The 13247-nt window shown below is 46.5% G+C and carries 16 protein-coding genes; 12 read left to right on the top strand and 4 right to left on the bottom strand.

The genetic code is table 11. From position 1 onward, the window contains the following. Nucleotides 1-54 precede the first annotated feature (54 nt). Nucleotides 55-624 carry a TetR/AcrR family transcriptional regulator gene (locus NOM90_RS15845; protein WP_255943326.1) on the bottom strand — a complete coding sequence of 190 codons (570 nt, stop codon included), beginning with the start codon at nt 622-624 and terminating at the stop codon, nt 55-57. Nucleotides 625-824: 200 nt separating this feature from the next. On the opposite strand from NOM90_RS15845, the gene NOM90_RS15840 reads away from it, so the two are divergent. Then, entirely contained in the window at nt 825-1688 is an 864-nt protein-coding gene (locus NOM90_RS15840; protein WP_255943324.1) for an alpha/beta fold hydrolase, read from the top strand. Between the two features lie 34 nt (nt 1689-1722). Here the strand turns inward: NOM90_RS15840 and NOM90_RS15835 are convergent, their stop codons facing one another. Continuing rightward, the gene (locus tag NOM90_RS15835) at nt 1723-2286 is read right to left on the bottom strand and encodes a TetR/AcrR family transcriptional regulator (RefSeq protein ID WP_255943322.1); all 564 of its coding nucleotides are present in this window, start codon (nt 2284-2286) and stop codon (nt 1723-1725) included. Nucleotides 2287-2493: 207 nt separating this feature from the next. Between NOM90_RS15835 and NOM90_RS15830 the strand changes: the two genes are divergently transcribed. The 9 genes from NOM90_RS15830 to NOM90_RS15790 all read left to right on the top strand — a co-directional run bounded on the left by NOM90_RS15830 (nt 2494) and on the right by NOM90_RS15790 (nt 9035). Beyond that, nucleotides 2494-3165 carry an NAD(P)-dependent oxidoreductase gene (locus tag NOM90_RS15830; protein ID WP_255943320.1) on the top strand — a complete coding sequence of 224 codons (672 nt, stop codon included), beginning with the start codon at nt 2494-2496 and terminating at the stop codon, nt 3163-3165. Between the two features lie 156 nt (nt 3166-3321). After that, nucleotides 3322-3648, top strand: coding sequence for a hypothetical protein (locus tag NOM90_RS15825; protein ID WP_255943319.1), 327 nt, complete (start codon nt 3322-3324; stop codon nt 3646-3648). A gap of 112 nt (nt 3649-3760) precedes the next feature. Further along, nucleotides 3761-4624: a GNAT family N-acetyltransferase gene (locus NOM90_RS15820; protein WP_255943318.1), complete on the top strand. Its 864-nt coding sequence runs from the start codon at nt 3761-3763 to the stop codon at nt 4622-4624. Between the two features lie 142 nt (nt 4625-4766). Beyond that, nucleotides 4767-5222: a hypothetical protein gene (locus NOM90_RS15815; protein ID WP_255943317.1), complete on the top strand. Its 456-nt coding sequence runs from the start codon at nt 4767-4769 to the stop codon at nt 5220-5222. 336 nt (nt 5223-5558) lie between these two features. After that, a complete protein-coding gene (locus NOM90_RS15810; protein WP_370866635.1) occupies nt 5559-6239 on the top strand; it encodes a TetR/AcrR family transcriptional regulator in 681 nt (226 codons plus the stop codon). 22 nt (nt 6240-6261) lie between these two features. Next, entirely contained in the window at nt 6262-7080 is an 819-nt protein-coding gene (locus NOM90_RS15805; protein WP_370866634.1) for a substrate-binding periplasmic protein, read from the top strand. A gap of 42 nt (nt 7081-7122) precedes the next feature. Next, nucleotides 7123-7767 (top strand): amino acid ABC transporter permease, encoded by a 645-nt coding sequence (locus tag NOM90_RS15800; protein ID WP_255943316.1) that lies wholly within the window; start codon nt 7123-7125, stop codon nt 7765-7767. A 16-nt stretch (nt 7768-7783) separates the two neighbouring features. After that, nucleotides 7784-8530, top strand: coding sequence for an amino acid ABC transporter ATP-binding protein (locus NOM90_RS15795; RefSeq protein ID WP_255943315.1), 747 nt, complete (start codon nt 7784-7786; stop codon nt 8528-8530). A gap of 70 nt (nt 8531-8600) precedes the next feature. Next, nucleotides 8601-9035, top strand: a complete 435-nt coding sequence (locus tag NOM90_RS15790) for an OsmC family protein (RefSeq protein WP_255943313.1) — start codon at nt 8601-8603, stop codon at nt 9033-9035. A 189-nt stretch (nt 9036-9224) separates the two neighbouring features. On the opposite strand, the gene NOM90_RS15785 is transcribed toward NOM90_RS15790, so the two are convergent. Next, the gene (locus NOM90_RS15785) at nt 9225-10154 is read right to left on the bottom strand and encodes a VanZ family protein (RefSeq protein ID WP_255943311.1); all 930 of its coding nucleotides are present in this window, start codon (nt 10152-10154) and stop codon (nt 9225-9227) included. A 186-nt stretch (nt 10155-10340) separates the two neighbouring features. On the opposite strand from NOM90_RS15785, the gene NOM90_RS15780 reads away from it, so the two are divergent. After that, the gene (locus tag NOM90_RS15780) at nt 10341-11309 is read left to right on the top strand and encodes an SDR family NAD(P)-dependent oxidoreductase (RefSeq protein ID WP_255943309.1); all 969 of its coding nucleotides are present in this window, start codon (nt 10341-10343) and stop codon (nt 11307-11309) included. A 76-nt stretch (nt 11310-11385) separates the two neighbouring features. Here the strand turns inward: NOM90_RS15780 and NOM90_RS15775 are convergent, their stop codons facing one another. Beyond that, a complete protein-coding gene (locus NOM90_RS15775; RefSeq protein ID WP_255943308.1) occupies nt 11386-11934 on the bottom strand; it encodes a hypothetical protein in 549 nt (182 codons plus the stop codon). A gap of 220 nt (nt 11935-12154) precedes the next feature. Between NOM90_RS15775 and NOM90_RS15770 the strand changes: the two genes are divergently transcribed. Beyond that, nucleotides 12155-13126 (top strand): SDR family NAD(P)-dependent oxidoreductase, encoded by a 972-nt coding sequence (locus NOM90_RS15770; protein WP_255943305.1) that lies wholly within the window; start codon nt 12155-12157, stop codon nt 13124-13126. Nucleotides 13127-13247: the final 121 nt, after the last annotated feature.

Here is a 13247-nt window from a genome sequence, read left to right as displayed (position 1 = left end):
AAAAGCCCGCGATAGACGCGGGCTTTTTTGTGTTTTTTAACATATATCTAAGCATCAATTGTCTTTGAAATTTTGGATCAAGATAGCGGCTGCATTTTTGGCATGATCGGCAGATTCCGTATCGGATTGCAGCATATATGCCGTAATTGCGCCTTCCACCAGCAAATACAATGCGCTTGCCAACGCTTCAGGTTTTTTGAAATCGGACTGCTCTACCAGTTCCCGAATATAGTTTTTCAATATGATTTTATACCGCTGCGTGGCTTCAAAGTACGGATGGCTATGATCCAAATACTCGGATGCTGTTTTAATAAAGGCGCAACCCGTAAATTCCGGCGCTGCAAACCATTCGCCCAATACATCGTATACCGCTAGCAGCCGCTTTTGCGGCGTATCTTCGCGTTGTTCGACAGAAGACTGAAACCAACCTCGCCATTGTTCGTCTTGTCTTTCCAAATACGCCAATACTAGCTTATCTTTCGACGGAAAATGATTATATAAAGTCATTTTAGCAACTTGTGACTCTGCCACCACTTGATCGACTCCGGTAGCGCGAATCCCTTGCTTATTGAAAAGATTCGATGCTACGCGCAAAATCTGCTCTTTTTTACTTTTATTGACCATTTGAGAATCTCCGTTCTTTTATTTAACTCTATATTTTCAACATATACAGACTTGTATACTTTTATAATAAAACTCGGTGAATGCAATTGCAAATCAAAATAAAAATAAAAGACTTGAAACTATACAGACCTGTATGTATAATTCGAAACAAGACAGAATCCTGCAGGTTCTATTCTCTATTCCAAAACGAGGTGATTCTAATGAACGTGAAACATAAGTATGCGGTCGTAGAAGGATTGAATGTGTTTTACCGAGAAGCGGGCAGCCGGAGCAATCCGACGATTTTATTGTTACATGGGTTCCCGTCGTCCTCCCATATGTATCGTCGGCTGATTATTCAGTTAGCAGGTGATTATCATGTTATCGCTCCCGATTATCCGGGCTTTGGCAATAGCGACCAACCTTCTATGACGGAGTTTAGTTATACGTTTGATAGCATAGCGAATCTGATGAATGCTTTTGTTATGCAATTGAATCTGGATAAATACAGCCTCTATGTACATGATTACGGCGCTCCTGTCGGTTATCGTCTGGCAGTCATGCACCCAGAGCGCGTACAAGCGATCATCACGCAAAACGGTAACGCTTATGAAATCGGATTAGAGTCGGCATGGGCGCCTATTCAAGCGTATTGGAAAACTCCGGAGAATACGGATGTTCGCCAAGGCGTGATTGATTTATTAGCCCTCCCGATCACAAAGCTTCAATACGTGAACGGTACACGCGATCCCGAAAGTATCAGCCCAGACAACTGGAACAACGATCAAATCCATCTGGATCGACCTGGAAATCAAGATATTCAGCTTGCGCTTTATTACGACTATCAGAACAATCTCAAGCAATACCCGACATGGCACGAATATTTCCGCAAGCACCAGCCACCTGTATTGGTTGCATGGGGAAAAAACGATATGTTTTTCGGTGTCAAAGGAGCTCTTGCGTACATGGATGATTTGGAAGATGTAGAGGTACATTTGTTGAATACCGGGCATTTCCCGTTGGAAGAAGATTTGGATATTAGCGCGGCGTTGATTCGTCGTTTTCTAAAAAGCCGATTAGGTTAAAAAAGCAAAGCCCGCGTTCGTCGCGGGCTTTTTATTATTCATCAAGCAGATTCCTTTTCAGCAACACTCCGACTCTCTCTGCCATAAACGAAGGCGAAAGAGGTTGGTCATTTTTGAACCACCATTCCACAATCCCCACAATAGCGGCTCCCAAAAACTGCATATCCACGATCTCGCCGTCTGTTGGTTTTGGATCATTCTTTTCAGGCAAATCATGTTCGTTCTTCCCCAACTCTTCAAGGAAAAATTCAAGAAATCGATTATGGAAAAACAGACTTCCTTTACTTTTAAGCATCGCCGAAAAGAACGAATAATGTTTCTCCAAATACTCAAACCACAACAAAACAATCTTCTCATGTTCAGCAGCTTCTACCTGATCGCAAAATTCCCGTAGCTCTTGGATATGTTCTTCGAGAAGTTTGTCCAAAAGATCGAATTTGTCTACGTAATGCAGGTAGACCGTCCTACGGCTAACATCTGCTCGATCTGAAATGTCTTGCAGCGTGATCTGATCGAAGTTTTTTTCAATCATCAGTTCAATTACAGCACCTTTTATCGCTTCCCGCGATTTGCGTACTCTTCGATCTAAGTTCAACATAAAATGCTCACCGACTTTCCTCTGAAATACATGCACAATACCCCATGATCTGTGAATTAATACGCGAACTCTGATTTTTTGCTACTTGTAGACTTGCTATTCCTTTATACAATTGTACATAGGCGTTACTTATTACACAATTGTGCATTTTAGAGAAAGTAAAAGCAAGAGAATCATCGCAATCAAAAACCAGAAGGAGTCGTTCACATGAAAATCGCGATCATTGGAGCAACGGGGGGAACAGGGAAGCATACGGTGGAAAGAGCGCTTCAGTTAGGTCACGAAGTGGTAGCGGTGGCGCGGAGACCGGAACAGATTTCTCCGCAAAAAAGACTTATCATTCGAAAAGGAGACGTATTGAACGGATCGAGCCTAGCCGAAGCGATTGCGGGAGTCGATGTCGTGATCAGTTGTATCGGCCCTTCCGGCGGTTCTACGTCGAAAGGAATCATGAATACGTTAACGTCAAACTTCTCGCCGGGTACCGTAATGTCGGAAGGGATCCCGAACATTGTGGAAGCATGCCGACGCGTCGGAGTTAAGCGCTTTGTCATGCAAAGCGGCATTGGTCTGAGCGATGGAAAAGAGTTGTCTGTAGGCAGTCGCTTGATGTTGGGCATCAATCGCCGTGTGTTCTCTAAAGCGATCACAGACAAAAGGGCAGCGGAGCAGTCGGTACAACGGAGCAATCTGGATTGGGTGATTGTCAGACCGGCAGGGCTGAGCCATGCAGAAGCTACTTTGAGTTATACCGCAGGCCCGGCAGCCCGTATTGCTCCGTTTCAACCTTTATCTTTTGCAGATTGCGCGGATAGTCTGGTGCGTGCAGCGACAACGGAGCCGGGGTGGATTGGCAAAATTGTGAATGTAGGAAAATAAGTAGAGAAACCGGCGATAAAAGTAGACTTTTTCGATGAAATAAAAAGTACTGGATAGATATCGCTTTACTTTTAATGCTACATTCTTCAATACTATATAAGTATAAAAGTTGTTTTATTAGATAAATATTCCTCATGATAATGGAGGCGTAAAGTATTGAAATCACTACTACCTGTTTTTCTTTCTATTGTGATATTAGCGGGATGTTCCATTGGATCGGAAGAAACTTATCCCAGTGTCGTTTCTTTAGATGATACGCTTTATGGATTATCTGTAGAAACAGTCACGCAAGACGATATTGGAAATCAGCTTGGTGAAGTGAAACGTGTAGCCACGCCTATGCCAGGGGGTAACGAAGAAGCCAATGATACACCTGTTGGGAGCAAATTGTTTGAAATTAAAGGCATAGAATCTAGCGAAGCTATTGCAGTTGAAGTAAACGGAGAGTATCAGAAAGCGACTAGAAATGGGTCTTTGAAATAAAGAGCTATTGGTATAATCGAATTCCGAGCAAGAACGGTTCATTTATCAACCTCCAATTCGTTTATGATAAATCGATTGAGCTTCCATCATTTACGAATGCGAGGAACTACATATGACTTTTTATCAATGGGAACGTGCCGATCAAGAAGAGTTTGCCGTCAACCAAGTGATCTATTCCAATACGGATCTGGAGATGTGGTATGACTGGACTGGACGATTGGATGATACCGAATTCACACAAGACTGCTTCTGGATTGTCAAAGACGGGGTAAGGATCGGCGGGATTATAAAGCTTGGCGATACGCTGATATATCCATTTATAATTCCGCCTTTTATGGATCGGGAACAATTCTGGGCAGGTTTATTAAGCGATCCTAACGAACAAATTATGCGGATTAATGGAGTTTTACAACTTGATATTGCGGTTTTGATCAGACATGGTTTTCAGGTTCAAAGTACGCGTAAAGTAATGTGTTGCCCGACTGGCGGAGAACAAACGTTTGAAATTGAAGAAGGGTTGATTTTGCAACGTTTAGACGAGACGACAAATCTGCATTTCGTTCAGAAGCTATTAAAGTCTTCTTATACCGGAGGCATTGATTATCAGACTTTTGGCACGCCGAGCGAAGAAGAAGTACTCAAAGATATTCAATATGTGCTGGATGTGTATCGCCATGAACCTCTTTCTGTATACATCCTGGATAAAAATAAATCAGAGATTGTCGGAGTTTGTATGGCTGGGATTGGCGAGAAGATGCCTCTTGGTTTTGCAGAAATTGCAGATATAGCGGTCTTGCCTGCTTATCGAGGAAAAGGAATTGCAGAATTCATGCTGCGTCACGTTAAGGCTCAAGCGCGTTTACATGCTCCTGTTGTTAAGCTATGTGTCACAGTAGGCAACCCGGCAGAAGCTTTGTATCAGAGAGTCGGCTTTCAAAGCGGAGAACCTTTTGCGAAAATGACTCGAATTCTATAAAAGCCATAACGTCAAAGAAACTAGCGCTTTAGAGCAGGTTTTTTTTTGTTAAAAAATTCATCCTGAAACGTAACGAAGCAAAATCTACACTCGTTCATTGGATATAAAGTAATTTTTGAATGACGGAGGATAAAAAAAGATAATGAAAAAATGGAGTTTCGGTGTCGTCCTTTTTTTGCTTTTAACCGGATGTGTTCAAGACCAAGATCAGACGAAGATTTCGGCTTTGAAGGTGGAAGAAAATGATAAAACTCTGTTCCAACGTCTCATTTCTCAAAAGCCTTCCGAGTTACCTTACGTGAAATCAGAAGAAAAGATTTCTGTAGCGCTACCTGATTCTTCTTCAAGCCGTTATCAAGTTCAAGATTTGATTCTAAATGAAGACGGAACTTCGAAATTCGCAAGTAGCGAACCTTTTCCAGTGACCGCAGAAGCTAAAAAAGGCATCGTAACTTTTACCGTTCCTATGAATCCGCTGACTGCCTACAGTTCGGATTCTACAGATCACGAACCGGGCAATATCATTCGAGGGTTTAAGTTGATCAACGAGGATGATAACAAAACGTTTGCTTTTGTTTTACGAACCGACGCCAAGTAACTAGACTACATATACAAAATCAAGGGAGCAGACCATGATCTATTTTCTACGTTCCAAATCTTTTTGGATTCCAAGTATATGCTGTGCGGTACTATTGCTAATCAATATTCCGAATACAACTGAACAGCTGCTTTTAACCGCATTGACGAGCATCGTCATTAGTATGATATTCGGCGGATTTCTTTTCGGAGGCATCTTGTACATCATCAATCATAAAGTTAGATAAAAGGAAGCTACGCATATACGCGGGCTTCTTTTTTTGTAGGAAATAGTAGGCTAAACAAATCTGCTTGACAATACCTGAGTTATCCCATAGGATTTAAAAATAAATACTGACTGACTCGTCAATCGGGGAGGAGATGCAGGTTGCCTAACGATGAATCCAATGAGGAAAAAAATAAAGAATCGATTGATCGAAAAGCTCAATTGATGGAGATCGCGCTAGAGAAGTTCGCCAGGCTCGGCTATCATCAAACGAAGATATCGGACATCGTATCCGAAGCGGGCGTCGCGCAAGGCACTTTTTATTGGCATTTCAAAAGCAAAGAAGCCATTGGGTTGGATATTATCGAGCAGGGCAAGGGACGGTTGCTTCAAGTGATCGACCAAGGCTATCGCCAAGATCCCGGAGAACTGGACGATATGGTGCAGGCTTCGGAAGCTTTGTTTCTTCGATTGTTTGGTTTTGCCCAGCAAAATCGTCACTTAATGGAAATTCTGCTGATGGGCAACGGAGCGGATCAGACGATCCGCCAAAGTATCTCTGACGCCCGGAACGCGATGGAGCAGGGTTTCCGGCGTAATATTCGCAGAGCGAAAGAGCTGCATATGCTGCCGGAAAGTATCGATGTCGAACTTCGCGCCGCTCTCTTGATGAGCATGTGCGAAGGGTTGTTGTCGCGCTGGCTGTTCGATTCAGGCGAGATGCACAGCAAAATTGCCGAATCGACTGCCGAGCAGTTGGCGAGCGAATTGGCGAATTTCGAGTTCTATGGATTATTAGGAAAATCAAGATAAGGATAAGGGGATAAAAAAGATGATGAAACGTAAATTGGCAGGCATGACCCTCGCGACATTGACGACATTAAGCCTCATTCTGAGCGCATGCGGAGGAAATTCGAATTCGGGAGCAGCATCCGGTAACGAATTGGAGCAGATCAAAAAAGCCGGCGTAATCAAGGTCGGCACGATGGGGACTTATCCGCCTTACACATTCTTGAACGAACAAAAAGAAGTTGACGGTTTCGATCCGGATATCGCCAAAGAAATCGCTAAACGTATCGGAGTCAAAGCGGAATTCACGACTCAAGAATTCTCTGGATTGATCCCAAGCTTGCAAGCCAAAAAGTTCGATATCGTGGTCAGTCAGGTAACGATTACGGACGAGCGCAAAAAACAAATCGATTTCACGGACGGTTATATTACGAACGAAGTCAAAATCATCGTGAACGAAAACAACAACGATATTACCAAGCTGGACGACTTCAAAGGTAAAAAAGTCGGCGTAGGGCTCGGAACCAACGACGAGACGTACCTGCGCACCGAAGTGCTGCCGAAAGTCGGCGATTTCGAGATCAAAACCTACGACGACGTCATTACATCGCTGAAAGATCTGGATGCGGGTCGCATCGACGCGACGATCAATAATCTGTATGCGCTGAAGCCGATCGTGGACGAGAACGGCTTCAAAATCAAAGCAGTAGGCGAGCCGATTAAATCGGACGAAGCGGGGATCGCTCTTCGCAAAGACAACGCCGAGCTGCAAGAATCGATGAACAAAGCATTGGCGGATATGAAAGCAGACGGCACTTACGATACGATCTTCAAAAAATGGTTCGGCGAAGCACCGTCCAAATAAAGATCAAAACATTCGCCCTCCGGCAGAAAGGCGGTAGAATTCATGCAGATCGTATTCGACAATCTGCCCTTCTTGCTGAAGGGCGCAGGCTTTACCTTGCTGCTGACGATCGTGTCGATGTTTTTCGGACTGATGATCGGCTTGGTCGTCGCGATTGCCAGACTCAAAGGCAATCGACCGATTCGTTGGCTGGCTCGCGTCTATGTCTCGATCATTCGAGGTACGCCGCTTCTCGTCCAGATCGTCATTATTTATTACGGCGTCGTGGACTATGGTATCACGCTCGGTTCTCTTACGGCGGCCTATATCGCGCTTAGCGTGAATGCCGGCGCGTATTTGTCCGAGACATTTCGCGGCGCGATTCTCTCGGTTCCCAAAGGGCAGTTGGAAGCCGCTTATTCGACCGGGATGACGCCTTGGCAGGCGATGCGCCGGGTGGTGCTGCCTCAAGCAATGCGTATCGCGATTCCGCCGATGGGCAATACGTTTATCGGCATGCTCAAAGAAACGTCTCTCGTTTCGGTTATCACGGTCAGCGAACTGCTTCGCCAAGCGCAGTTGTTAATCGCTCAATACTATCAATATATGCCTTTTTATCTGGCGATCGGCGTAATGTATTGGATCATGAGCACGGGGCTGTCCTTTATTTTGGAACGCTTCGAACGCCGATTAGAGAAAGCTTACTGAACATGGAGATGAAGCGATGATCACGACGACAGGTTTGTCCAAACATTTTCAGAATCTCGAAGTGCTCAAAAGTATCGATCTTCAAGTCGCGGCGCGGGATATCGTAGTCGTGCTGGGGCCAAGCGGTTCGGGGAAAAGTACGCTACTGCGATGCTTGAACGGCTTGGAAGACATTTCGGGCGGTAGTTTCGAAGTCAACGGAATTATAGTTGATGCGACGGCTTCCAAGCGGGCGCGTCAGCAGGCGACGCGAGAGATTCGCAGACAGAGCGGCATGGTATTCCAGCAGTTCAATTTGTATCCGCATATGACCGCGCTCGGCAATGTGATAGAAGGCTTGATCACGGTGAAAAAGCTGCCCAAAGAACAAGCCGTAGCCATCGGACGCAAACTGCTGCACCGCGTCGGGCTTGCGGAGCGGGAAGACTACTACCCGTCCCGTCTCTCGGGCGGGCAGCAGCAGCGGGTCGCGATCGCCCGTTCGCTGGCGATGGAGCCAGCCGTTATGCTGTTTGACGAACCGACCTCTGCGCTAGATCCGGAACTGGTCGGCGAAGTGCTCAGCGTCATGCGCGAGCTGGCTCAAGAAGGCATGACCATGCTGGTCGTGTCGCACGAGATGAAGTTCGCCCGCGAAGTGGCAAGCAAAGTCGTGCTGATGGCGGAAGGAAATATCATCGAAGAAGCTGCACCGCAGCGCTTTTTCGAAGATCCGCAGCAAGAACGAACACGCAAGTTCTTGCGTCAGATTAATGAAATTTAAGTATGAATAAGGTTTAAGTACAAGTAAAGTTTAAGTATGAATAAAGTCTAAGGAAGAAGGTTAGCTTATCATGAATGTATCGACAATCTGGAAAGGCGGCCGCAAGTTTGACTCGACCGGGCCGTCCGGTTATTCCGTAGGCATGGACGCGACCCCGAAATACGGCGGGAACGGCGAAGGCATGACTCCGATGGAGCTACTGCTGGCTGGACTCGGAGGCTGTATGGGCATCGATATCACGATGATTTTGGACCGGTTTTTGTCCGATATTACGCGTATCGAGATCGAAGCGAACGGAACGCGTAAAGAAACGAATCCGTCGGGCTTCACGTCGATCGATCTGTTTTTCCGTATCGACGGCAGCGTTCCCGATTATCGGATCTGGAAAGCGTTATTGATGGCGGAAGAGAAATACTGCGCGGTCTCCGACTCGCTCAAAGCAGATATTAACTTGCGTTTGATCTTGAACGGAGTCGAAGTACCAAAACCGGAAAAAGCAGTCTGAGCTATTCGTCTCATAAACAAAACAAGCCGTCGGCGTTTAATCGCGCTGACGGCTTTTTATTTTGGTGTTCCTCCGAATCATATCTAATTGCAAGCCGCCTTGACCTTGTGCGATACAGATTCCCTATACGCCGCGGCGCTGTATCCAACCTCCTTATCGCTTTTTGACTTTAAGCAAATTCCGAACGATCTATTCCCAGAAATGCTTCATTTCTTCATAGCCGACGTCCCATACTTTCTCGTTTCCTTCCACGGTGATCGTCAGTACGCCGCCTTCTTCGAATTCCCATTCGAATATTTGAGCAGTATGTCCTTGATACCCTTCGGAATTGGAGAGAATCTCTTTGCCGTCTACGGAAGCACTGATTGAGCCTTTAAAGTCGGCTCCGTCGGGAATACCGTATTGAAAACGGAATCGAAGTTGTTTTTGACCAAAATCATACGTGTACGTTTGTTTGGACGAGGTTCCGGAATCGTAGACGTTGAACTCAGGAACGATCTTTTGCCCTCCGATTTCGAAAGGTTGAAGCTTTTCGCTCATAGCCGCTTCCGGGCTACCGCCTTCTTTTTCGGTAACGGCGGTAAAGGGCGCGGGGGTTTTGGCGAACGCTTTGTCGATTCCGAAACCGACGAACCATACCGCCATAAACAGAACCGCAACGGACATGCACGCAAGTCCAATTTTCCGCCGCATATCTTGTCCGCGAACAGCTATTCGGTAAGCCGCGAATCCGATACACGCGCCGAGCGTATTGCGTAAGACGTCGTCCAGATCGAAACTGCCGAGGAACGTCAATGCTTGAACCGTCTCCAGAATCAGAATTGCCAAAAGAAATCCGATCAGGAAACGAACGAACGAGATCGGACGCAGCAAAGGAATCAAAATCCCGAACGGAATAAACGCTGCGATATTTCCGATACTCACCAGATCCATCAGAGTCGGAGGAAGCAGATCGGGCAGAGTCGGCAATTTCAAAAAGTTCCCCGGTACAAAAATAAAGGTGTATTCGCTAGTGTTCGAAGCAGAACCTCCTCGACCAAAAGCGAAAAACATACAATACAGAATAAATAACGTATAAATCGTAGTAATGAGAGAGAGAAGTTTGCGTTGTTTTTGCATGCTGAAGCTCCTTTAGCCGTTTTTCAAATGAATAGATATAGATAAGACGGACAATATTTGATTTTTATATCTTTTAATTTGTTATATCTATCGTGACATATTCGGCAAACTTGACTTGGGGGTGGTCGGGAGGAGTAAACTCTAAAGAGTAAAGCGTACATGCCAACTCAAAAGGAGCGATTCAATATGGAACAATCTTATACTCGAACACCGCAACATTCGATACAATCCGGTTTCGGTCTTCGCAGTACTGCGGACGACGTGTTAAAAGGAATCGATCTGTCCGGCAAACTTGCGCTCGTTACGGGCGGGTATTCCGGTCTCGGTCTGGAAACGACCAAAGCGTTAGTGAAAGCAGGAGCGCATGTGATCGTACCGGCTCGGCGCCCCGAAGCTGCAAAAGAAGCACTTGCGGATACGCCAAACGTAGAGATCTATGAGCTGGATCTATCCGATCTGAGCAGTGTTGAAGCTTTTGCGGAGCAAATGCTGGAAAGCGGACGCAGTATCGACCTAGCCCTATTGAATGCAGGAGTGATGGCAAGCCCGGAAACGCGGGTAGGCCCGGGATGGGAACTCCAATTTGCGACGAACCATTTGGGACATTTTGCGCTGGTGAATCGGTTGTGGACACTGCTGACCGCAGGCGACGGAGCCAGAGTCGTGGCGACTTCTTCGACAGGGCACCATATCTCGCCGGTTCGTTGGGACAATCTGAACTTTGAAGGCAATTATCATAAATTCGAAGCCTATGGGCAATCGAAAACGGCGAACTCGCTATTCGCGGTAGAGTTGGATCGACGCGGAGCTTCGCAAGGCGTACGTGCTTTCGCGGCACATCCGGGCGGGATTTTGACTCCGCTCCAGCGTCATATGAGCCGTGAAGAGATGGTGGCGCTGAACTGGGTGGATGAAGACGGGAAAGGCGTGAATCCGGGCTTCAAAACACCGGAGCAAGGAGCCGCAACGCAATTATGGGCGGCAACTTCTCCTCAGCTTGAAGGCAAAGGCGGCGTGTATTGCGAAGATTGCGATATCTCCAAACCTGCGCAAGAAGGAGAGCGCGTAGGCGTCAAAGATTACGCGGTCGATCCCGAACAAGCGAAACGTCTATGGGATTTGTCGGTAGAGCTGACCGGAGTGAGCGGCGCTTAATCGTATCTAAATGAAGGAAAAGAAAAAGAAGCCTGCACAGTGTGCGAGCTTCTTTCTTTATGTTTTTTAATTCCGATTAAGGCTGGTAGCGAGTTACTTCGGTCGCGACATGTTCCAATTTTGTTTTGCTCAAGGAATGGTAAGGCGCGTAGATCGTGACGAAACGGTCTTTGAGCGGGAACGTTAGCATATCCGTTTTTCCGACTTTATACCATTTCCCTTTGACATTGTTGGAATTCGGCAGAGTTATGGTTGTTCCTTTGTATCCGTAGGAATCGTCACGCGGAGATACCGATACTTTCATATATTTGAACGAAAATGTCACGCTATCCGCAGATATGGCTACGTTTTTGAACGCATCGCCTGTAATCATGCGCGAAGGCACATAAGGAGTCTCGAAGCCGTCGAACTGACCAAAAGCTTTGACGATTTGTTTGTATTGAGCCGCCGAATACGGAATGTCCGTCAGCGTGAAGTTTGCTTTTTGAGCTTTAGCCGTAGTTGCCGAAGCGGTAGCGACTGTTGGCGAGGTTACGCCGGCTGCCGAAGCGGTCTGAGCCGAGATTGTTCCTGTCAAAAGCACACCTGCTGCGAGCGAAGCTGCGATAAATTGTTTGTAATTCATAATGATTCATCTCCTTAAAATGTGTAGGTTGTGTATGTTGCTCTTGCCTTCTGATTACAGATTACCCTGCGAATGTATCGAATTTAAAAACGAATTGTATCCAAGTTGTAAATCTTTGAATACAAGTTATGAAAGCAGATTTTGCTTCTGATTAGTAGAAGCTGATAACATATACTAAGCATGACAAATACTTTGCAAGATCTACAAGGAGGAAATCAATATGGAACAGACGTATACGAAGACCCCCCAACATAAATTAAATTCAGGATTCGGCTTCGAAAGTACGGCAGACGAAGTGCTTGAAGGCATCGACTTATCGGGCAAGCTTGCTCTTGTAACGGGCGGCTACTCAGGTCTTGGACTTGAAACGACAAAAGCGTTAGTGAAAGCCGGAGCGCATGTCATCGTGCCGGCTCGTCGCTTGGAAACCGCGCAAAAAGCTCTAGTCGGCATCGAACATGTCGAAGTCGAAGAACTTGATCTTTCCGATCTTAACAGCGTAGAAAAATTAGCAGACCGTCTGCTAGCTGGCGGACGCAGTATCGACTTAGCACTGCTTAACGCAGGAATCATGGCAAGCCCCGAGACACGCGTCGGCGAAAATTGGGAACTCCAATTCGCGACCAATCACCTCGGTCATTTTGCATTGATTCATCGCATCATGCCGCTGCTGATCGCGGACGGCGGCGCCCGCGTCGTCGTCACTTCATCGGCAGGGCATCATTTCTCTGCAATCCGTTGGGATAATCTGAATTTCGAAGGCAATTACGATAAATTCCAAGCTTACGGTCAATCCAAAACCGCAAATGCTCTATTCGCTGTCGAACTAGACCGCCGAGGAGCATCGGACGGCGTGCGTGCTTTCTCCGTACATCCCGGCAGCATCATGACTCAGCTAAAACGTCATCTCAATTACGAAGAACAAGTCGCGATTAACGTAACCGACGAAGAAGACGGCGCGATCAAGCCCGGCTTCAAAACCCCGGAACAAGGCGCCGCAACCCAAATCTGGGCAGCCACCTCGCCGCAATTGGAAGGCAAAGGCGGCGTCTACTGCGAAGACTGCGATATCGCCGATCCAGCCCCAGACAACGGCGACTTTTTCGGCGTCAAAGACTTCGCGACTGATCCCGAAGAAGCGAAGCGCCTTTGGGAGCTATCCGTGAAACTCACCGGAGTGAGCGAGTCTTAAGTTTTTGTAGTGATCTACCACCCTCAAACGTAACTGGAAGCGAGAAGACGGAGAGGGGAATTCAGTGGAGGTCAAGCATTTCGAAGAAATGCACTTCGGAAGCATATGCTTTAGCGTTCGC

It is taken from the genome of Saccharibacillus sp. JS10, assembly GCF_024436065.1.
Taxonomy (GTDB): Bacteria; Bacillota; Bacilli; order Paenibacillales; family Paenibacillaceae; genus Saccharibacillus.
The sequence above is the reverse complement of the archived record's forward strand: the minus strand, read 5'-3'. Positions and strand labels throughout refer to the sequence as shown.